Below are 21,197 nucleotides of genomic sequence, written 5' to 3' on the forward strand. Positions count from 1 at the left end.
GATTTTTCCTCCAATTACCAGCGATAATGAGCGAATGCCTTGTTAGCATCAGCCATCTTATGCATATCCTCTTTCCTCTTAACTGCCGCTCCGGTGTTATTGATAGCATCCAGTATTTCGTTAGCAAGTCTTTCTTCCTGTGTCTTCTCACTTCTTGCGCGAGAAAATGTGGTAAGCCATCTAAGTGCTAACGCCTGTCTTCTTTCAGGTCTAACCTCAACAGGCACCTGATAGGTAGCACCGCCGATACGGCGAGCCTTTACTTCAAGTACAGGCATGATGTTATTCATAGCCTCTTCAAAAGCATCTACTGCTTTTTTGCCGCTCTTCTCTTCAACACGAGCAAAAGCGCCATATACGATCTTCTGTGCTACGCCCTTTTTACCGTCAAGCATGATGTTGTTAACTAATTTAGTAACAAGCTTGCTGTCGTAAATTGGATCTGCGAGCACGTCTCTTTTTACTATATGTCCTTTACGTGGCACGTTTCTTCCCTCCTACATAGAATTCTGATTACAGATTCTTAGGTACTCACTATCATTATTAGTGTCCGTGCTGGGGTAAATCTTACTTTGTTTCTTAATATTCCTGCACTCCAACTCGCAGATGCTTCGCATCTTGCTCGTTTGGGTGGGAGCTAAGCTCCCACCCTTAATCAAACCTCCTAAACCACCGTGCATAAGTAAACTTATGCGGTGTTTTCGATCGGTTTGATTCGAGTGCCGGATTTTATCTCTTATGTAAAAATTAATCCCGCACTTTTAATCCTAAAATCCTTGTTCGATTGTTTGCTAATTATTTAGCTTCCTTTGGTCTCTTAGCACCGTATTTACTACGAGCCTGACGTCTCTTAGCAACACCTGCTGTATCAAGGGTACCACGAACAATATGATATCTTGTACCTGGAAGGTCCTTTACTCTTCCTCCACGGATAAGAACAACACTATGCTCCTGAAGGTTGTGTCCTTCACCTGGGATATAGCTTGTAACCTCGATACCGTTAGAAAGACGTACTCTGGCAATCTTTCTAAGCGCTGAGTTAGGCTTCTTAGGTGTAGCTGTTCTAACTGCTGTACACACGCCTCTCTTCTGTGGAGAAGACTGTTCAACAGTAGTCTTTCTTAAGGAGTTAACTGACTTCTGCAAAGCAGGAGAGTTAGACTTCTTAGTAGCTGTCTGTCTACCCTTTCTTACGAGCTGATTAAAAGTTGGCATTAATTTTCACCTCCTATTTTCTTATTTTTTAGTACCGTGTACATATCTGCACACAAAATCTACGCATGTTAAGCATGCGTAATTGCAATTATATTACATTTTTTAGACTCTGTCAAACAAAATTTTATGCCGTATTTCCGCCTTGTAGTTCTCAATATAAATTATCTATAGAAAATAGCCTTTACGACACTTCATTACTCCACAAACTCATACATTTCCTTAGCATCGTCCTTCTTTACTGTCTCGGCTATCTCTGTAACCCTGACCTTAAGCTGTTTGTCGCCAAAACCTATGGTTATGATATCGCCTATCTTAATCTCGGTTCCGGCCTTTGCCTGCTTGTCATTGACATAGACTCTTCCGGCGTCACAGGCAGACTTAGCCACTGTTCTTCTTTTAATAAGCCTTGATACTTTTATATACTTGTCTAATCTCATACTTCTCCTCATTCAGTACCTGCGCTCACCTCAGCCGCTCTTTTGTACATTGCCCGGGGGCAGGCTTCTTTTACACAATCCTCACATCCTACGAAAGGTTAATACTAAAAAAAGAGGAGCCATCCTTTGCAGACAGCCCCTCACCTCTTATGAGTTAATTACTTCTTTGACTTTGTGTTAATAGCATCTTTAAGAGCCTTACCAGCCTTAAACTTTGCTGCGTTTGATGCAGGTATCTTAATAGTCTTCTTTGTCTGTGGGTTTCTTCCTTCTCTTGCAGCTCTCTTTGATACTTCAAATGTACCAAATCCTACTAACTGAACTTTTCCACCCTTCTTGAGTTCCTCAGTAACAACCTCCACAAAAGCCTTAACAGCCTTCTCTGCCTCAACTTTCTTCAACTCAGTTTTTTCAGCGATAGCTGATACAAGTTCTGCCTTATTCATGGAATAAATCCTCCTATAATTTTCTAGTGCGAGCATAACCCCGCTCACAAAATAAGTCTACAAGATACTTATAAACTTATTATTCGGATTTGTCAAGTCATTTTCAAGGAAAATAGTTGATTTTTAGGCACATCGGGAATATTTCCCCGGATTTTCTTCCTTATTCTCCATCGATGTCAAGCCCGCTAATGTCGATTCTATCAATGTTTTCCCAGTAAATCTCTGCTGTATAAGCGTTTTCCCAAGAGTTATAAGCATCCTTAAATAATTTTTTGGCTACATCCCCTTTTACGCCTGCTTCACTTGAAAATCCGTCAAAAAACTTTGTAGCCATATAATTTTCCAGATAAATCCCTGTTATCAGCTCCTCATCCAGATAATACTTGGCCTTAAGCATGGGATCTATGCCCTTTAGCTGCTCTTTTGCAGCCCTTTTTATCTCTTCTTCTTCCTCAGTTGTCAGGCTATATCCTTCGCTTTTAGCCTGATTGACTATTACCTTCAGTCTGGCAATCTCCTCTATAATGTCTGACTTTAGCTCATCCTCGACGCTTCTGCCATTTTGGACTATATCCCAGACCTTATCACCAAGCAGGGCCTCATAGTCCTTCTTTGTAGCAAGAAGATAGAATTCGAACTCAGGATAATACACCGTTTCATTGCCTATTTTGATTATGGGTATCTCTGCGCTTACAGTCCGTGCAGGAGCAAAAATCTGAGCCTGGGATATAACCTCATCAGTTTTTTCCCCTACACCAGGTATCTCTTGATTTCGGTAGTAAAATACAGCAGAAAGCATTCCTAAGAACATCAATGCAAATGTGCCTAGCTTAACCGGCAGATTCCTTCTCATTATCCCTCCTTTTCCTCTTTCAGCCTGCAAAGCGAAAGCTCCTTTACAAGCCCCATAAGAGCCTTAATCTTATCCTCCGCCTTTGTCTTATGTACTCCGTCTCCAAACCTGTATTCAAAGCTGGTGTCCTTACCGCTCTTTAGCTTTAGTCTGCCCTCACTCTCAGCCATTAGAGAGCCCAGCTTATTTACATCAAACTTAATGTCCGTATAAATGTCTATCTTGGCCTTTTCATCCCTACCCGCAACCTTCGTTGCCCCTGCCTCGTGGGCAAGCTGCCTTATATAGGAGATGTTTATAAGGTTGTCAAGAGCATCAGGCATCTCGCCGTAGCGGTCTATAAGCTCATCCTTAAGCTCAAGCAGCTCTTCATCAGAATATATAGCCGCAATCCTCTTGTACATTTCAAGCCTCGACACTTCATTTCTGATGTATTCTGCAGGAATATAGGCTGATACCTCAATATCTACCAAAGTCTCATATTCATCCGCAGATACCGCCTCTCCCTTAAGTCTCTTTACTTCCTCGTTAAGCATCTTGCAGTAAAGGTCATAGCCAACAGCTTCCATGTGTCCCGACTGGCTCTTTCCGAGTAGATTTCCCGCTCCCCTTATCTCAAGGTCCTTCATAGCTATCTTAAACCCGGAGCCAAGATCTGTAAACTCCTTGATTGCGGCAAGCCTCTTTTCTGCAATCTCCTTAAGCATACGGTCGCGCTTGTACATAAGAAAGGCATAAGATGTCCTCGAGCTTCTGCCCACTCTTCCTCTTAGCTGGTAAAGCTGTGAAAGCCCCATCTTATCGGCATCGTCTATGATGATGGTATTAACATTGGATATATCAAGTCCCGTCTCTATGATAGTCGTAGACACAAGGACGTCTATTTCGCCGTTAATGAACTCAAACATTATCCTTTCAAGCTCTCTCTCATTCATCTGCCCATGTGCGTATGAAACTCTTGCGTGAGGCACCATTTCAGCTATCTTGCCCGCCACATCTTCTATACCGTTTACCCTGTTGTACACATAGTAAATCTGGCCGTTACGCCCTATCTCCCTGTTTATCGCCTCTCTGATTATCTCATCATCGTGTTCAAGCACATAGGTCTGAATAGGGATTCTGTCCACAGGAGGCTCTTCAAGCACCGACATGTCCCTGATTCCCACAAGGCTCATATGGAGTGTTCTAGGTATAGGCGTTGCAGAAAGAGTGAGTACATCCACATTTTCCCTTAGCTTCTTTATCTTCTCTTTATGGCTTACTCCAAACCTCTGCTCCTCATCTATTATGAGGAGACCTAAGTCCTTATACTTAATCTCAGCAGAGAGCACCTTATGAGTACCGATAATGATGTCTATGAGGCCTGCCTTTAGCTTCTCCTTTATCTTCTTCGTCTCAGCCGCAGACTTAAATCTGGATAAAAATTCCACTGTTATGGGGAAGTTCTGCATTCTTTTTGAAAATGTTGCAAAATGCTGGCCTGCAAGTATGGTAGTCGGCACAAGCATGACCACCTGCTTTCCCTCAGATACAGCCTTGAATGCAGCCCTTATCGCCACTTCTGTCTTGCCAAAGCCCACATCACCGCAAACCAGCCTGTCCATTATCCTTATGCTTTCCATGTCAGCCTTGACATCCTTAATGGCATTTAGCTGGTCATTCGTCTCATCATAAGGGAACATTTCTTCAAATTCCTGCTGCCACACCGTATCCCCACTGTACTTAAAGCCCTGCTCCTGCTGCCTCTTTGCGTAAAGCTCCACCAAATCCCTTGCTATCTCACTAATGGACTCCCTTACCTTGGACTTGGTCTTCTTCCACGCCTGTCCTCCCACTCTGTCTATCTTTGGCTTGGCTCCACTCGCACTTGAATACTTCTGAAGTATGTCAAGATTGGTGGTAGGCACGAAGATACTTACATCACCGCTATAATCAACCTTTACATAATCCTTGGTTACTCCCTCCACAGTAAACTTCTCTATACCTCTATATACGCCGATTCCGTGGTTTTCATGAATGACATAGTCTCCCTCGTGAAGCTCTGAGAAATTCGCTATGGACGCACCGTCTATCTTCTTTTTCTTCCTGTTTGTCTTCTTCTTTTCTGCACCAAATATATCACTTTCAGAGATAATGGCAAACTTAATCGAAGGATATTCAAAGCCCCTCCTAAGATTACCCTGTATGGTAACAACTTCCCCGATTATAGGTATTCTTTCTCCCTTTTCGAGGTAGTTTGCCATAAGCTCCCTCTCCCTAAAGTCCTCAGCAAGCCTTTCTGCCCTCGACTTTGAAGAGCTTACAACCACTACCCTGTAGCCCTCTTTTTTGTACTTTGTTAAATCTTTGATAAGGGTTTCAAAGCTGTTGTTATAAGGATTGACATTCCTAGAAAGCACATCAAATCTTTTTTTTGCCTCTATATCACCCGTTCTCGTCTCTAGCAGGCTCAAAAGCACTGTATTTTTTCCTGCAAGCTTTGCAAGTACAGTCTTATAATCCCAGATTGTATCCGCCTGCTTTGAGAGAATGTAGCCCTTTTCAAGCCTGCTTCCCATACTTTCACGCCATTCAAAGGAAACGGCCTTACCCTTTTCCTCTATCCTTATCGGCTCATCTATGAAGAAGATGTCTTCCTCATTAAAGTAATCAAAAAAAGTAACAGTTTCTTCAAAGAAATAGTTGATATAGCTGTCTATACCGAAGGAACCGCCGTATATTTCAAGGTTATCCTTAAACTCCTCTATAGTGCTGTGTATCCTGGCGGCTTCCTCCGTCTTCATCTCAGCCCTAAGCCTCTTATACACCTCTTCCTTTTCCTCATTCAGCCTTTTAAGTCCTTCATTCTTTCTCTCTTCATCTATAATTATCTCAGCCGCAGGGTAGATGAGTAACTCCTTCACATTTTCTATGGAGCGCTGACTTTCTACGTCGAATGCCCTGATAGAGTCGATTTCATCTCCCCAGAACTCGAGTCTCATAGGTGTTTCCTCGGTTAAAGGAAAAATATCAAATATATCTCCCCTCACCGCAAACTGCCCCTTTCCTGATACCTGAGAGGTCTTCTCATATCCTAGTACTGCAAGCTTTCTCCCTAGTTCAGTGATATCATAGGACTCACCCACCGACAGCTTAACTATCTTCTCTTTGACATAGGAAAGTGGCAGCACCCTGTCGAGCCCCGCCTCTAAACTTAATATCACCGTTGAGGGTTTCTCCTCAACCAGCCTCTTCATTACCTCTAGCCTGCCACTCACTATGGCATTGCCATGCACATCTGCCGCAAAAAACATAATATCCTTCGCAGGATATATCAAAGCTTTTTTATCATAAAGCTTCATATCTGCCAGAATCTCCCTGGCTCGTATTTCGTCATAGGTTATTATGACCTTATGCTTTTTGCCTGAGGCCTCCGACAACGCCTCTATGATATTACACTTTTGAGCATCCATACAGCCTGTGATAAGTACAGGCAGTTCATTTTTATTGACGCAGTTTAGCGCCTTATCTATCTCAGAAAGTTCCAAAAGTGGTTTTGTAAGTAGATTCATCTTATCTCCTTATACCGAGATCTTCATTCCGTTATACTTATTCATGGCTGCCTCTGCCCCTTCCTTCATTATGGTAAGCACGGCAGCCCCTGCATTTTCTATGACCTTCCTTATAAGAGGCTCGGTATCCCTGTCAAAGCCTGAAAGCACGTGGTCTGCAAGGTCGCCTCCTTGAGGCTTTCCGCCCACACCGAGCTTTAGGCGGATGAATTCATTGTCGCCAAGATGAGATATGATACTCTTGATGCCATTATGTCCTCCTGCACTACCCTTAACCCTTATCCTGATATTGCCGGGCTCCAGGTCTATGTCATCCTGTATGATGATTAGCTCAGTAGTCTCATCTACCTTGTAGAAGTTAACAGCCTCTCCCACTGCCTCACCTGATAGGTTCATGTAGGTCTGGGGCTTCATAAGAAGAACCTTCTCCCCCTCTATAAAGCCCTGTCCAAGCTTTGACTTAAAGCCTGTCTTTGAGAGCGAAATACCATATTTATCAGATAAATAAGTAATTACGTCAAAGCCGATATTATGGCGTGTTCCTGCATATTTTCTGTCCGGATTCCCTAGTCCTGCTATTATATACATAAATTTCCTTCTCCTAAAAAAGCAGAGAGGTTTGTCCTCTCTGCTTACTTTAATGCTCCACCTTTAATGGTAGTGGGACACCCTTCTATTCGCCAAAAGTATAGCAAATTTTTTTAGAAATGTCAAATCAATAAATTCCCACAAAACTACCTATTACTCGAAAAAGCAAGTCCCACTCTTAGTCTGAATATAAATATTTAAGCCGAGATGCGAACTTACTTTTTCAATTCACCAGCCATAATAGCTCTACAGGGATTACAACATCTGCCTAAAGTTTCAGTTTAGTAATTTATGTCACCATTGGTGTCACAAATTCTAATTTGTCGAGTTGTTATATAGACTAACCTAAGTGACGCTCCGAATGATAACATTTCAGACTCGCTCCGGCATCCGCTTCGCTCCGCCTAATGCGCTCGCTTAGAATTTATCATTCGTAGCTGATACCTTAAATTTATGCAAATAACACCCTGAATACCAAATTAAAGACAGCCAGCCCCACCTGCTCCCATGTGGCTGATGCATTTGTTTGTTATCATTCATCAATTAAACAGCCGGAACTAATAATGCCTAAGCGAGCGCATTAGGTTTTTCGTCAACGGAACTATTCTTAAGCAGCATCTTACAGAAAAACCGGAGCGAGTCTGGACATTTATTAGTGGAGGCGTAACTTAGTCAACAAACAAACCCATCAGCCCTACAACTTAGAATTTACTATTATTATTCATTCAACAACTTCTTCTCTCTCCTCAATGTAATAATCCAGGCAGCAACTTGTGATATACAAGCCATTGCAATATGAGCAAAAAACATACTGCTTGTTAAAAAACATCCATTCAGTACATATAACACCAGCAGTCCAAACAACTGGGTTAAAAGTAATATGCAACTATATTTAATCCACATATTATAGGATTTATTATATATATCTTCATTGCTGAGCGAAAGGCTTGAATAATATCCTGTAATTTTCCACCCTCTTCGTTTCAACTGTGTTATTTCTTTATGCGATGGTCTAAAAAAATACCTAATAATGTATATGCCTAAAAATACTAACGAAACGCTTATAGCCATAAAAATTGAATTTTCATTATATTTAAGTGTTTCAAGTATATATTTATCAAATACTTTCAAACCCACAAACACTATGATTAAAAAAACAGCATCAGCAACTCTGTAATTGATTTTCATCATATTTCAAGTATAACACCCCCTAAGATTTACAAAATTTTAAAAAATGAGAGGTCTGCTGACCTCCCATCACATATTATTCAATATGTTCACTCTTAGCTCTCTTCCTTTACAGGAAATTCTGTCCAGTTACCACTTTCATATTCTGTTACAATTGACTTCTGCAATCTCTCTCTAGTCTCCGAATTAATAGGGTGAGCAATATCATGGTATTCTCCATCATTGGTCTTTCTGCTAGGCATAGCTATGAACAGACCTTTGTCGCCGTCAATAATCTTAATGTCATGAACCACAAACTCACCGTCAATTGTTATGGAAGCTACTGCTTTTAATTTGCCTTCCTTAGCAACCTTTCTAATCCTGATGTCTGTAATATTCATATGACCCCCTATCTCTCCCGGGCAGTGTAGTCTAACCGCCACTGATGATTAAGTTGTAAATCAGAGTCCGACCGAAAAACAATATTTAATTTTATAAGCCCCTCTAATTTTAAATATAATTATAACAGATTTTTAGTAAAATTTCTATTAGCGTTTCTATGCATTAATTGTAAATATTAATGTCGTTTTTTAGTTATTTTTTTCATTTTTCGCCTATTTCTTGTTATTTTAATGACTATATGGTCATTTAAAAGCTATCTTTCAGCCTTTTATATTTCTTTGCCAACCAAATTCATTTATGCTATACTATGACAAAAATATCGGATATAATAAAGTCATGAATTAAAGGTTAGGATAAAAGGCCAAATACAGATAAAAGAGGTAGAACCATGTATAAATTAGACTTACAAAACAACTCTATAGCGGTCCATTTCATAGGCATCGGCGGTATAAGCATGAGCGGTATAGCCGAGCTTTTTCTTGACAAAGGCTTTAGGGTATCGGGCTCAGACTTACACGAATCAGCTGTTACAAAGAGGCTTGAAAGCCTTGGGATAAAGGTATATTACTCTCAGGTCTCAGAAAATATCACCCCTGACATTGGACTTGTTGTCTATACTGCTGCCATCCACGAAGACAACCCTGAGTTTATGAGGGTTAAGGAGCTTGGCATCCCTATGCTTGACAGGGCTGACTGTCTCGGACAGATTATGAGTCATTACAAGAACGCTGTGGCGGTAGCAGGTACCCACGGAAAGACCACCACCACCTCGATGCTCTCCTATGTGTATCTGGCGGCTGACCTTGACCCTACTATATCAGTAGGCGGCATATTAAGCGGTATACACGGCAATATGAGACTTGGTAAGTCTGAAAACTTCATTATGGAGGCCTGCGAGTACGCAAACAGCTTCCTTAGCTTCACTCCTACAACTGCCATAGTCCTTAATGTAGAGGCGGAGCATCTGGACTTCTTTGGCACACTTGAAAACGAGAGACTCTCCTTTAAGAAGTTCATAGACCTATTGCCTGAGAATGGGCTTTTAGTTATCAATAACGAGATAGCTGACCTTAATGCCCTCATACAAAATAAGAACATCAGAGTAGTGCAGTACGGCTTACGCTCTGTAGATGGCAAGGCTCCTGATTACACCGCAGCAAATATTACCTACAACGAGCTGGGCTATGCACACTACGAGCTAATAGTAAGAGGAGAAAACAAGGGGCTTATCGAGCTTTCGGTAACCGGTGAACACAATGTACTTAACTCACTTGCAGTTATAGCCGCATCCCTAGAGCCTTCTACAGTTTACAAAGACGGAATAGCCCTTGACAAGATTAAAGAGGGAATTAAGAACTACACAGGAACCGAGAGACGCTTCCAGTACAAGGGAGAGCGTGACGGCTACACCATAGTAGATGACTATGCCCATCATCCTACAGAGATAAGAGCTACGCTTGAGGCCGCAAAGAGAGTTAAGCATAACCGTCTCATAGTTGCCTTCCAGCCTCATCTATACTCCAGAACCAAGACCTTCCTCCACGAGTTTGCAGATGTACTCTCTATGGCGGACATAGTGGTATTTGCTGAGATTTATGCTGCCAGAGAGGAGAATCCCGGAGATATTTCCTCTGACAACATAAGGGAGATAATGTCTGAGAACGGACACGAGGCTTATTTTTTCAAAACTTTTGACGAAGTTGAAAATTTTCTTATCCACACCTGTAAGCCCGGTGATTTGTTGATAACCATGGGTGCCGGAGATATAGTAAAAGTCGGGGAAAATATGCTTAGCTAAGTTTTTATCCACATTATCCACAACAAAAAATTCGTTAAAAATTTTTTTGCTGTGGATTTTTCTTGTTCTTTTACACATACTTATCCACATCCATTTTGTCTAAAAACATCTTTTTAACAAGCAATCCACAAAAGCATCCACATTATCCACATTTTTTGCCTATATCCCCCTGATTTTCCCATCTATTTTATTTTAAATAATCTTGTGATATACTCCTTATACAGTAGCAAATGAGGGAGAAAAATCATGTCGGAAATCAATCTAAATGTAACGGTAAATACGAATGCAACCATTATTTCAAACGCTTTTATAGAGCGTTTTATTAATGATGCCAATGCTTCACATATAAGGTTTTATCTTTATCTTATGTATTACTCCAAGAATCACAGGAGCTTTTCCATAAGTAATGCCTGTGACTTCCTTGACGACAGCGAAAGAGATGTAATCCGCTCCATCAATTATTGGGAGAAGCAGGGGGTATTTAAGGTTACAAGAACGGATAAAAACACCATTACTTCAATAAGCATATCCGATCCGTCTATTTCCGACTATGAGGCTGAAACCACGCCTGCCGCAGGAGAGGCAAAGGCAGAAGAAATAAAGGCTAAGGAAATAAATCCGGAAGAAGGAAGTGCTAATGAACCTCTCTCTTTATTCACATACGAAGAAGAGGAAGAGACAGGCTGTGACTTTGACCTAAAGCAGGTTATAGCGGCCGCCGGAAAGTATGCAGGCAGGACACTTTCAGGCTCAGAGATAGACTTTATCTGCGATCTTAATGAAAAGCTTGGTTTTAGTGCAGAGCTTATAAGCTATCTCTACGAATACTGCTGCCTTACCCGGGAAAAAAGCAGATTCAGCTATATCCAAAAGGTTGCCCTCGCTTGGGCTGAGAAGAATATAAGAACCGTAGAAGCTGCACAGATAGAGGCAAAGACCTTCAATAAGGAGAACTCACTTGTGATGAAGTCCTTTGGCCTTACAAGGCTTCCTGGCACCTCCGAGCAGCAGTACATAGACAGATGGTTCCACGAGTACAAGATGTCAGAAGAAATGGTTGCCGAGGCTTGTAACCGTGCCATTTTAACCCTTAACAAGCCAAGCTTTAGCTATGCAGAAAGTGTACTTAAGAAATGGTTTGCAAAGGGAATAAAAGACCTTGACGGCGTCGCAGAGGATGACAAGCTTTACTATATGACTAAGCAGAATCTGCACGTGGTCATGGATAACTCGCCAAAGCCTCTTAACAACCGCTTCAACAACTTCGAGCAGAGAAGCTACAGCGGGGAAGAGATGGCAGACATAACCAAAAAGCTCTTAAAAAAGGCGTAGCCGCAATCTATACACTGTCTATCCGGTGGATAAGCCTCAATAATTGCATAAATTTAATATAAATATCCCCAATAATTGTAGGGATTTTTACTTGAATAATTGGCAAATTTTTTATAATATTAAGGTGGTTTTATGGGACTTACTAACTCAGATTATGAAGCAGTTATGCGTGAGTACGACAGCATACGCTATGAAAATGCCGAACTTCTTCATAACCGCACAAAAGAGGTATATGATAAGATACCCGAGATTAAAGAGCTTGAGGATGAAGTTATAACCGACTTCTCTAACCTTGCCAAGGAAGCTCTCTTTCTTTCAAATGAAAGCTATGCCTCCTCTAAAGAAGAGCTTGATAAAAAGGTGGCAAGGCTTGCCAAGAAAAAAGAGGAACTGCTTATAGCGGGAGGCTTTGATAAGACATATCTGAATCAGATATATACCTGCCCTCTCTGTAAGGATACAGGCTTTGTTGACGGAGTAAAATGTGACTGCTTTAAGGCTATATCGGCAAGGCTTGCACATACCAGACAAAGTATATACCTAATGGCCGATGAGAGTGCAGACTTCAAGAACTTTAGGGCGGACTACTACTCCCCCGATGATTATGACTCTGATACCGAGGCTTCATCCAGGGAAAATGCCCTCACGGCCTATGCTTTACTTAAGGCTATGGCAGACGACTATGACAGCTGTTCACGAAACTTTGTTATCTACGGAGGTGTTGGCGTGGGAAAGACCTTCCTTACCTCTGCACTCGCCAATTCACTTATACAGAGCGGACACTCTGTAGTGTTTTTGACTGCGTATAGGTTTTTTAATATATTTGAGAAGAATACCTTTAGAAGAGGCGATGCCGATGACGTTGAGAAAATACCTGAGGTAGAGCCTATATTTGACTGTGATTTACTTGTACTTGATGATATGGGGACTGAGCTTGCAAACACCTTTACCAATTCAAAGCTGTTTGACTGCTTAAATGAGCGGATTCTAAGCAATAAGCCAACCATCATATCTTCAAACCTTAGTCCTGCCCATATAAAGGCAAATTACAGTGACAGAGTATTCTCAAGGCTTATCAAGCATTACAAATTTCTAAAACTGACCGGAGCCGATATCCGTATGGCTTTATAAGGATTAACCACCTGATGGTGATAATCATACACCCTATATTTTATCTTTTAGATAAGGAGAAGAACAATGCCAAAAGAAGATTATATCGAGACTATCCCCGTGGGCCCTCTTGGTATCGTTTCACTGAAAGGCTGCGCAAAGCTTGGCAGCGCCGTTGAGGACTATATCGTAGACTGGAGAAACGGAAGAGACAACGAACATACTTCCTCCCTTGCCTTTTCAGGCTATAGGAGAGAATCTTACCACGTTGATGCTGTTTGCCCCCGTTTTGGAAGCGGAGAGGCAAAATGTGCAATATCCAACACTGTAAGAGGACTGGATATTTATATCCTTGTTGATGTATGTAACTACAGTATTACCTACAATATGTTTGGTTACGAGAACCATATGTCTCCTGACGACCATTATCAGGACCTTAAGCGCGTGATACAGGCCTGTGCAGGCAAGGCACACAGAATAACAGTAATCATGCCTTTCCTCTATGAAGGCCGCCAGCATAAGCGTTCCAGCAGAGAATCTCTTGACTGTGCAGTAGCACTGCAAGAGCTTGTACACATGGGCGTTGACAGTATAATCACTTTTGATGCACACGATCCTAGGGTGCAGAATGCTATTCCTCTCAACAACTTCGATACAATCATGCCTACCTACCAGTTCATCAAGGCAATACTTAAAAACGTGCCTGACATCAAGATGAATGCAGATAACATGATGATAATAAGTCCTGACGAGGGTGCTATGAACCGTGCAGTGTACTTCGCAGGCGTTCTCGGAGTGGACGTAGGTATGTTCTATAAACGCCGTGACTATGCTACAGTAGTAAATGGCAAGAACCCTATAGTTGCTCACGAATATCTTGGAAGAAAGCTTGATGGAAAAGATGTAATCATAGTTGATGATATGATTTCTTCCGGCGAAAGTATGCTAGACGTGGCAAGTGAGCTTAAGAAAAGGAATGCAGGAAGAATCTTCGTAGCCTCTACCTTTGGCCTCTTTACTGACGGACTGGAGAAGTTTGATATGGCCTATGAAGACGGACTCATTCACAAGGTTATCACAACGAACCTTGTATACCAGACTCCTGAGCTGCTTAAGCGGCCTTACTATATAAGTGCGGATATGAGCAAGTATGTTGCCCTCATTATAGATAAGTTAAACCATGACGCTTCTATCAGCGAGCTTCTCAGTCCAACTGACAGAATCAAGCAGATACTTGAGAAATACGGCCAGATTTAGCCTTTGCTCCAATATTTCATTTTTGAAAATAATACTCATTTTCTAAATTAACTGATTTTTTATCAAATTGTTGACTTTTTTGATAAAATTTACTTGTAAAACCTTCTAAAAAAATGTATACTGTAACTGCGTATATAATTTTTAAAGGAGGTAATGTCATGGCACATGTAATTAGTGATGAATGCATCAATTGCGGAGCTTGCGCTTCAGTTTGTCCTGTTGAATGTATTTCAGAAGGTTCAGAGCATTATGAAGTAGATGCTTCTGCTTGTATAGACTGTGGTGCTTGCGAGGAAGCTTGCCCAACAGGAGCTATTACTCAGGAATAAATTTTAATTACCATAAAAGGCACTAAGTCGATTTGACTTGGTGCTTTTTTATTCTTATCTAATTACATATTTTCTCCGATATACATGATACAGGAGCTTGTGCTGCGAGGCTATAACAATCCTGTATAATATGACATCAAATACTTTTATGTTTACTTTCCCTCTAAAATATGGCAAAATAGAGGGTGTATTGGTGTGCCCTGCAGAGTTTTCTGACGGCATGCGTAAAGAGGAGAATATATGAATAATAAATTGAACTCTTCCAGACAGATTATACTTATCTGTGTTGTTATCGTTGTAGCATTTGCGGCAAGCGCCATTATGTTTACAGTGTCAGGCTTTAAGAATACCAGGGCTTTTGTAGAGCAGATAACTGATATGTCAGCCATGAACCTTATAAGCAACATAGATGAAAGCATGATGAGCTCCGTATCAGCGGCAAAGATAATGGCGGGAAACTCCTTTGTCATTGACTGGGCTGAAAAGGAGACAAACCACGCCAACGACTCAGATTATATAAACAAGCTCTACAACTACTTAAAGACATATCAGGAAGGAAATAACTATAACTTTCTTTTTTATGCCTCAAAAAACACTGAAAAGATATATTATCAAGACAGCGTGAACCTTAAGATGTCCTCTCAAAATGCTGAGGATAGGTGGATATTTGACTTTTTAGACTCTAACCTCCAGTACAAGTTCAGCCTCAATCCTTTTAAGCCAAGTGCTGACTCTGATAATGTATCCCTGCTCATTATGTACAAGCTCATAGGTGAGAATGGTAAGACTCTGGGTGCTATAGGCATGAATATCAATCTTGGAGTGGTTGAGAGAAGCATAGTAGAAATTGGCAACGAGTACAATGTTGGAGTTGCCTTTTCAGACCTTGAAGGTAACATAATGATATCCAAAGACTCTGCACTTCCTAAGGGTACAAACATATTTAATGAGGGCGGTATATTCCAAAATATTGAAACCAAGCCTCTCCCTTTAGAAGGAGCCGTCACCAGAAAATGGATAAGCGACGGGGGCTTAGTAACAAGTAAGCATTTCTGTGAAATCAGATATCTTGGGGCTTTTAACTGGTATCTGATAATATACGGAAGCGGGGATTCGATAATAAGGGCAACCATCACCCAGCTCGCACTACAGCTTGCCATGTTAGCAGTTTTGCTTTTACTGATGATTGCTGTTATAATAAATACTATATCGCAATACCGCAACCAGATTATCTCACTTGCCACCCTTGACGAGCTAACCAAGATTATGAACCGCAAGTCCTTTATGGCGAGATTTGAGTACTTTTCAAAGCAGAGCCTGCTTGAGGGCGGTCATCTCTTCCTGATAGATATAGACTTTTTTAAGACTATCAACGACACCTTAGGGCACGCTGCCGGGGACGAGGCTCTCTCCTTCCTCTCCGACAAGCTGGGGGACTGTGTCGACCACGAGGGCTTCATAGGAAGATGGGGCGGAGACGAGTTCATAGGCGTGTTCTTCTCCACTGTAGCTGACCCTCTTGAGAAAATAAAAGTTCTCTCCTTAGAGTTAGCCGAGACTGAGACAGGTAAGAGGATGCATATCACCCTTAGTGCCGGCATAGCCGCCATAGAAGCAGGGCTTCCGCTTAATAAGGTAGTTGAAAAGGCTGATATTGCGCTATATACCTCAAAGAAAAAGGGACGTAATCAGGCAACCCTTTATCATGAGAGCCAGACCGGAGCTGAACCGGAATATAGTAAGGAGCTTATTGAGAATTCTAAAAAGAGCGTATGAAAAAGAAAATAAAAGTAATACTAATTGCACTTTTGATAACCGTTCTGTTAGAGCTTATTGCCCTGGTAGGATTTAAGGCTTATCAGATAATCAATGCATCACTTAATCAGGATGTGTCCGAAGACACAAAGGATGAGACGAAAGATAAAAAAGAGGATGGTAAAAATGATAAGTCATCCGCTTTAATCTCGTCCACTCCAGCTACTTCCTCCTCGGTAACAGGAGAGCCTGAGCTTGGTCCTGTGGACATCTCCTACTTTGATGATGCCCTCTTCCTCGGAGACAGCCGTACAGTAGGCCTTAGAGCCTTTGGAAGCTTCACTAACTCTTCCTACTTTGCAAAGACAGGCATAAGTGTCAATTCATTTTTCATTTATCCTGCTCTTGATGAAGAGACCGGACTTACACTTACTCAGACACTGCTTCAGAGACAGTACAAAAAGATTTATATAATGATAGGTGTAAATGATGCGGCTATAGTCCCTATCGAAGACTTTGAGGCGCAGTTCTTTGATGCAATCAGGCAGATACAGGAATTACAGCCTAATGCAGTCATCTATATTCAGTCTATACTTGGAGTTACAAAGAATAAGGAACTGGGTGACCCGTACCACTACAACAATGCAAGTGTACTGGCTAGAAACGAGCTCTTAAAGTCGAGATGTGACGGTAAGAGCCTTATATACCTCGATGTGTTCTCCGTATTTTCAGACTATGAAGGCTATCTTGACAGCCTCTATTCCAATGACGGACTTCACTTAAACAGCAGTGACTATGCGGCGTGGTGTGATTACCTGCTTGCACATGGGCTGCCTGTAGAATGATATATTTTAGGGATTTGCTTTTGCAAATCCCTATTTTCATTGTGATATACAAAGAAAGATGAGCCCTCAACTACAGAGAGCCCATCTCATAGATTTTATTAATCATCCGGTAATCCGCATGTTGCCGTCATTTATGTTGCTGGTGGACTGTACCTCACTTTCGCATATTTCAATAGTTACGATTATGTTATTAAGCAAATGGTTTCTGTTCAATCTATGTTTAACTAACTTAAACTAAACTCACTTCATTATCCATTTCCTTTATACTTCTGCTTAAACTGTGCATTGGAAACACCACCCATCTTTTTAATATTTTATACTTGCTGACCTTTTCTTATCAGCTGTTATGTTTGCTTCTTTCTTTGTTGTCTCCACTATATCACATTAGTTTTTATTTGTCAACACTATTTTAAAATATTTTTTAATTAATTAGAAACTAATTGTTTATAATGTATATTATTGCGTATATTATTTGATTATTATATATAATATCAGAATATATATCTATCAACTTAGTAAAATCCCCTGCGGGTACAGATATCTAAGCCTGTATCCTGCAGGGGATTATGTACGTTATTGTTCTTTAGCCTTTAAGAGATGCGTGTAATAAAAATATCTGGTTACAGCATAGTCCTTCTTAACTCTTCGCCACTAAGAGGGCTGAGGTATGCAGGTGCAATGTCAAATACACTCTTGCAGCCGCTTACTCCCTCTTTGCTTAGCTTATATGCAGCCCTGGCATAAGCCGCTATAACTGAGCCGGTAAACTCAGGATTGGAATCAAGCTTAAGGCTGTACTCAATGATGTGCTTATTCTCTTTATCAAAGCCTGTTACACCGCTTCTAAGTACGAAGCCGCCATGAGGCAGTCCCTTGTGGTCTCTTTCCATCTCCTCAGCAGATATGAAATGAACTGTAGTATCGTAGTCACTAAAATAATTTGGCATATTTACTATTTCACTCTCAATAGCCGCCTTATCTGCACCTTCCTCCACTACTACAAAGCATTCTCTTGTATGCTTCTCTCTGGTAGTAAGAGTAGGATTCTCGCCCTTTCTTACCCTGTTTACAGCCTCTTCTACAGGTATGGTGTACTGCCTTGCATCCTTTACTCCCTTTATCCTTCTTATGGCATCAGAATGTCCCTGGCTCACTCCCTTCCCCCAGAAGGTGTAGTTCTCACCCTCAGGAAGTACGGAGGTAGATATCATTCTAAGTAAGGAGAACATACCCGGATCCCAGCCCACTGAGATGATTCCTACCTTACCTGCTGCCTTTGCGGCCTTATCAACATTTTCAAAATGCTCAGGTATCCTGGCGTGGGTATCAAAGCTGTCCACCACATTGAAGTGCTTCACATACTCAGGTGTCTGGGCAGGAAGGTCAGTAGCACTTCCTCCTCCAAGCACAAGCACATCTATCTTATCCTTATACTTTTCAAGCTCAGATACATTAAGAGCAGGTACACCGCTCTTTACTTTAAGGCTCTCAGGATTTCTTCTTGTAAATACGGCAACAAGCTCCATATCAGGGTTCTGCGCTATAGCACTTTCTACACCTCTTGATAGATTACCATAACCTAGTATTCCTATTCTTATACTCATGACTGCCTCCTTATATAGTATATAAATATTAATTTTTGATAGAGGGGATTGTAGCACAACGAGTATTAAAGTGCAAGAATTTTTTATCTTTTGACACCCACATCATTCAAGTAAAAAAGTATGTGCTCGCACACACTTCGTGAGCGAGCGGTGCCGTAAGGCAAATTTCTCTGCCGAAAGGTGTGCATCCCTAGGAGAGATTATTATGCGGCAGGTAATTTCGGAGAAATTTCCTGTCAAATAATAAAGCTGCCACACCGGGAAATATACGATGATTCCCGACCATGTGGCAGCCTTTTATAATTATTTTAGATTACAGCATGAACTTTGATACCTCAGACTGTAACTGTGTTGCTATATCAGCAAGGTTCTCAGAAGCCTGTGATATATCATTGATTGCCTGAACCTGTGTATCCACGGAGGCGGCTGCTTCTTCAGTTGTAGCAGCATTCTCCTCAGCTATTGCAGAAAGATTCTCAACTACTCTGATTACATTGCTGTTCTCATTCTGAATCTTAACAGAGGATTCATTGATATTCTCAACAATTCTCTTGCTCTCTTCAAGCTCTTTTGATATCTCTACGAACTTCTCGCCTGTTTCCTTTACCTTATCACTCTGCTTGTCTATCATGTCATTAGACATCTTAATCATATCAACAGCTTCTTTTGACTTCTTCTTAAGCTCATCGATGATTGCTCTGATTTCTCCTGTAAACTTAGCAGACTCCTCAGCAAGTGACCTTACCTCATCAGCTACTACTGCAAAGCCCTTACCCATCTCACCTGCTCTTGCAGCCTCAATAGCGGCATTAAGAGAAAGAAGGTTGGTCTGGTCTGAGATAGACTGTATCATCTCACTTGCCTTTGCGATTGTCTCGGTAGCACTGTTGGTCTCAACAATAACTCCCTCAACCTTTTCAGATATCTCTTTATTCTCGTTAGTTATCTTGACAAGCTCATCCATGATACGGTTACTGTCATTCTTAAGGCTGTCAATGCTCTCCATAGACTTTGAAAGCTCTCCAACCTCAGTAATCATGCCGTTTAATACATTGCCTGATTCCTCTACGGACATAGCCGCGCTCTGGGTATCACTAGCCTGGCTTGTAGCACCTTCTGCGATGTTGTTAACCGCCTGTGAAACCTCTCCTGAGGACTCAGCAGCTGACTGGGAAGTAGCTGTAAGCTCCTCTGCCATAGCCGCGGTATTCTGAGCATGTGCGGATATCTCTCCAACAATGCCTACAAGGTTCTTAACCATTGTGTCTATAGAGCGTACGAGGTTTCCAACTTCATCCTTGTTATTTCTATACTTTGCAACCTTTGCAGCTTCTTCAGCTACATCAAGGTTGTAACCTGATATCTTTTCCATCGCCTTATCAATGGCTGAAAGAGGCTTAACAACCTTATTGATCAGGAGAAGGATGATGAATATACCCATGCCAAGGATAACAAGAACACTGAATATGATGTTGATAGCCATTGATGTTCTTACATCCTTCATGAGATAATCAATAGATGTAACAGCCTCAAACACCCACTTGGTATCCACACCTTTGAGGTTAACAGGAACATGGATGAACTCACCTGGCTCACCTGTACCTGCTATGGTACCCTGTGATATATCGTAGCCATTCTGTATTGCCTTATCTATGCCTTCTTTTGCCGCAGGAACTGCTTCAAAGAGGTTGAATAACAACATCTTGTCATCAAGCGCATTACCTACATATATACCCTTGTCTGTAAGAAGACACTTGTAATCGTCAGGACCTATTGACTCCTTCTTCAGCTCATCCTGTATATCGTTAACTGACATATCTACAACGAGTACACCTATTGCTTCATCTCCTGAAAGTATAGGGAAGCAGTATGAAGTCTTAAGCTTTCCATCCCCATCCTTAAATGGATTAAGTACTATTACCTTCTTTTCCTTTAAGGTATTAGCATACCATGGACCGTCTGTATCCTCTTCGTATACCTCTGTCTTATCGCCTTCTTTTAGGATATAATGGGAAAATCTTCCCTTTTCAGCATCCTTGTTATCAAACTTATTTGGCTCAAAGTACACACCTACACCTGTTATATCTTCATTATTCTTAAGTATAACCTGGGCGTTGCTGATAATAAGATCTCTGCTTCTTCTCTCTTTTGGGATGTTGGCTACAGTGTTACCTATGATAGCCTGTAAGTCATATCCCACCTGGTAGGTACTTGCAAATTTGGTTTCAAGCTTATGTGCAAGGCTCTTAGCCTCCTCAAGCTGGACATTGCGTGTCATCGCAGTTGTACTTTCATACTGCGTGAAAATATCAAATGCCGACTTTCCTCCTAATACTACCAAGAGTATGAGGGAAATAAGTAGTCCGACTTTAGCGCCAAGACTGTTTAGTTTATTGCTCTTATTCTTTTTTAAGCGCATATATGCACTCCTCCTTTTATAAATTGATATATATAGGTGTCAAAAGTCTCCGACACCATATAATTAGGATTGCTAAGCCTAATTTGTAG

General features: G+C 41.3%; 18 protein-coding genes. 7 read left to right on the forward strand and 11 right to left on the reverse strand.

Annotation, left to right across the window (positions count from 1 at the left end; translation table 11 throughout):
• Positions 1–14 precede the first annotated feature (14 nt).
• The 9 genes from rpsG to spoVG all read right to left on the reverse strand — a co-directional run bounded on the left by rpsG (position 15) and on the right by spoVG (position 8,658).
• A complete protein-coding gene (gene rpsG, locus JJN12_RS11745) occupies positions 15–485 on the reverse strand; it encodes a 30S ribosomal protein S7 (protein WP_208429864.1) in 471 nt (156 codons plus the stop codon).
• 310 nt (positions 486–795) lie between these two features.
• Positions 796–1,215: a 30S ribosomal protein S12 gene (gene rpsL / locus JJN12_RS11750; protein WP_208429865.1), complete on the reverse strand. Its 420-nt coding sequence runs from the start codon at positions 1,213–1,215 to the stop codon at positions 796–798.
• A gap of 194 nt (positions 1,216–1,409) precedes the next feature.
• Positions 1,410–1,652, reverse strand: a complete 243-nt coding sequence (locus JJN12_RS11755) for an RNA-binding S4 domain-containing protein (protein WP_208429866.1) — start codon at positions 1,650–1,652, stop codon at positions 1,410–1,412.
• Between the two features lie 158 nt (positions 1,653–1,810).
• A complete protein-coding gene (locus JJN12_RS11760; RefSeq protein ID WP_208429867.1) occupies positions 1,811–2,098 on the reverse strand; it encodes an HU family DNA-binding protein in 288 nt (95 codons plus the stop codon).
• A 160-nt stretch (positions 2,099–2,258) separates the two neighbouring features.
• Entirely contained in the window at positions 2,259–2,951 is a 693-nt protein-coding gene (locus JJN12_RS11765; RefSeq protein ID WP_208429868.1) for a hypothetical protein, read from the reverse strand.
• Positions 2,951–6,502, reverse strand: coding sequence for a transcription-repair coupling factor (gene mfd / locus JJN12_RS11770; RefSeq protein ID WP_208429869.1), 3,552 nt, complete (start codon positions 6,500–6,502; stop codon positions 2,951–2,953). The genes JJN12_RS11765 and mfd overlap by 1 nt, the downstream gene beginning before the upstream one ends.
• Before the next feature lie 9 nt (positions 6,503–6,511).
• Positions 6,512–7,090: an aminoacyl-tRNA hydrolase gene (gene pth / locus JJN12_RS11775; protein ID WP_208429870.1), complete on the reverse strand. Its 579-nt coding sequence runs from the start codon at positions 7,088–7,090 to the stop codon at positions 6,512–6,514.
• A gap of 717 nt (positions 7,091–7,807) precedes the next feature.
• Positions 7,808–8,281 carry a hypothetical protein gene (locus tag JJN12_RS11780; RefSeq protein ID WP_208429871.1) on the reverse strand — a complete coding sequence of 158 codons (474 nt, stop codon included), beginning with the start codon at positions 8,279–8,281 and terminating at the stop codon, positions 7,808–7,810.
• Positions 8,282–8,373: 92 nt separating this feature from the next.
• Positions 8,374–8,658, reverse strand: a complete 285-nt coding sequence (spoVG, locus tag JJN12_RS11785) for a septation regulator SpoVG (protein WP_208429872.1) — start codon at positions 8,656–8,658, stop codon at positions 8,374–8,376.
• 389 nt (positions 8,659–9,047) lie between these two features.
• On the opposite strand from spoVG, the gene murC reads away from it, so the two are divergent.
• The 7 genes from murC to JJN12_RS11820 all read left to right on the forward strand — a co-directional run bounded on the left by murC (position 9,048) and on the right by JJN12_RS11820 (position 17,085).
• Positions 9,048–10,457 carry a UDP-N-acetylmuramate--L-alanine ligase gene (murC, locus tag JJN12_RS11790; protein WP_208429873.1) on the forward strand — a complete coding sequence of 470 codons (1,410 nt, stop codon included), beginning with the start codon at positions 9,048–9,050 and terminating at the stop codon, positions 10,455–10,457.
• A 246-nt stretch (positions 10,458–10,703) separates the two neighbouring features.
• On the forward strand, positions 10,704–11,789 hold the full coding sequence (locus JJN12_RS11795) for a DnaD domain protein (RefSeq protein ID WP_208429874.1): 1,086 nt from the start codon (positions 10,704–10,706) through the stop codon (positions 11,787–11,789).
• A gap of 132 nt (positions 11,790–11,921) precedes the next feature.
• On the forward strand, positions 11,922–12,920 hold the full coding sequence (locus JJN12_RS11800; RefSeq protein ID WP_208429875.1) for an ATP-binding protein: 999 nt from the start codon (positions 11,922–11,924) through the stop codon (positions 12,918–12,920).
• A 66-nt stretch (positions 12,921–12,986) separates the two neighbouring features.
• Entirely contained in the window at positions 12,987–14,156 is a 1,170-nt protein-coding gene (locus JJN12_RS11805) for a ribose-phosphate pyrophosphokinase (protein ID WP_208429876.1), read from the forward strand.
• Between the two features lie 158 nt (positions 14,157–14,314).
• Positions 14,315–14,485 (forward strand): DUF362 domain-containing protein, encoded by a 171-nt coding sequence (locus tag JJN12_RS11810; RefSeq protein ID WP_208429877.1) that lies wholly within the window; start codon positions 14,315–14,317, stop codon positions 14,483–14,485.
• Positions 14,486–14,725: 240 nt separating this feature from the next.
• Positions 14,726–16,261, forward strand: coding sequence for a sensor domain-containing diguanylate cyclase (locus tag JJN12_RS14415; protein WP_208429878.1), 1,536 nt, complete (start codon positions 14,726–14,728; stop codon positions 16,259–16,261).
• The gene (locus tag JJN12_RS11820; RefSeq protein WP_208429879.1) at positions 16,258–17,085 is read left to right on the forward strand and encodes a GDSL-type esterase/lipase family protein; all 828 of its coding nucleotides are present in this window, start codon (positions 16,258–16,260) and stop codon (positions 17,083–17,085) included. The genes JJN12_RS14415 and JJN12_RS11820 overlap by 4 nt, the downstream gene beginning before the upstream one ends.
• Before the next feature lie 620 nt (positions 17,086–17,705).
• Here JJN12_RS11820 and JJN12_RS11825 read toward each other — a convergent pair.
• Positions 17,706–18,689: a diaminopimelate dehydrogenase gene (locus JJN12_RS11825; protein WP_208429880.1), complete on the reverse strand. Its 984-nt coding sequence runs from the start codon at positions 18,687–18,689 to the stop codon at positions 17,706–17,708.
• A 313-nt stretch (positions 18,690–19,002) separates the two neighbouring features.
• Positions 19,003–21,108, reverse strand: a complete 2,106-nt coding sequence (locus JJN12_RS11830) for a methyl-accepting chemotaxis protein (RefSeq protein ID WP_208429881.1) — start codon at positions 21,106–21,108, stop codon at positions 19,003–19,005.
• Positions 21,109–21,197 lie beyond the last annotated feature (89 nt).

Origin of the sequence: Catonella massiliensis, assembly GCF_016651435.1 — a bacterium.
In the GTDB taxonomy this organism is placed as follows: Bacteria; Bacillota; Clostridia; order Lachnospirales; family Lachnospiraceae; genus Catonella; species Catonella massiliensis.

What these genes read in the sequence shown, in the direction of transcription:
- JJN12_RS11810 (WP_208429877.1), top strand. Translation starts at nt 14,315, where the DNA reads ATGGCACATGTAATTAGTGATGAATGCATCAATTGCGGAGCTTGCGCT.
- JJN12_RS11805 (WP_208429876.1), top strand. Translation starts at nt 12,987, where the DNA reads ATGCCAAAAGAAGATTATATCGAGACTATCCCCGTGGGCCCTCTTGGT.
- JJN12_RS11795 (WP_208429874.1), top strand. Translation starts at nt 10,704, where the DNA reads ATGTCGGAAATCAATCTAAATGTAACGGTAAATACGAATGCAACCATT.
- JJN12_RS11800 (WP_208429875.1), top strand. Translation starts at nt 11,922, where the DNA reads ATGGGACTTACTAACTCAGATTATGAAGCAGTTATGCGTGAGTACGAC.
- JJN12_RS11780 (WP_208429871.1), bottom strand. Translation starts at nt 8,281, where the DNA reads ATGATGAAAATCAATTACAGAGTTGCTGATGCTGTTTTTTTAATCATA.
- mfd (WP_208429869.1), bottom strand. Translation starts at nt 6,502, where the DNA reads ATGAATCTACTTACAAAACCACTTTTGGAACTTTCTGAGATAGATAAG.
- JJN12_RS11755 (WP_208429866.1), bottom strand. Translation starts at nt 1,652, where the DNA reads ATGAGATTAGACAAGTATATAAAAGTATCAAGGCTTATTAAAAGAAGA.
- spoVG (WP_208429872.1), bottom strand. Translation starts at nt 8,658, where the DNA reads ATGAATATTACAGACATCAGGATTAGAAAGGTTGCTAAGGAAGGCAAA.
- rpsL (WP_208429865.1), bottom strand. Translation starts at nt 1,215, where the DNA reads ATGCCAACTTTTAATCAGCTCGTAAGAAAGGGTAGACAGACAGCTACT.
- JJN12_RS11820 (WP_208429879.1), top strand. Translation starts at nt 16,258, where the DNA reads ATGAAAAAGAAAATAAAAGTAATACTAATTGCACTTTTGATAACCGTT.
- JJN12_RS11830 (WP_208429881.1), bottom strand. Translation starts at nt 21,108, where the DNA reads ATGCGCTTAAAAAAGAATAAGAGCAATAAACTAAACAGTCTTGGCGCT.
- JJN12_RS11825 (WP_208429880.1), bottom strand. Translation starts at nt 18,689, where the DNA reads ATGAGTATAAGAATAGGAATACTAGGTTATGGTAATCTATCAAGAGGT.
- JJN12_RS11760 (WP_208429867.1), bottom strand. Translation starts at nt 2,098, where the DNA reads ATGAATAAGGCAGAACTTGTATCAGCTATCGCTGAAAAAACTGAGTTG.
- JJN12_RS11765 (WP_208429868.1), bottom strand. Translation starts at nt 2,951, where the DNA reads ATGAGAAGGAATCTGCCGGTTAAGCTAGGCACATTTGCATTGATGTTC.
- murC (WP_208429873.1), top strand. Translation starts at nt 9,048, where the DNA reads ATGTATAAATTAGACTTACAAAACAACTCTATAGCGGTCCATTTCATA.
- pth (WP_208429870.1), bottom strand. Translation starts at nt 7,090, where the DNA reads ATGTATATAATAGCAGGACTAGGGAATCCGGACAGAAAATATGCAGGA.
- JJN12_RS14415 (WP_208429878.1), top strand. Translation starts at nt 14,726, where the DNA reads ATGAATAATAAATTGAACTCTTCCAGACAGATTATACTTATCTGTGTT.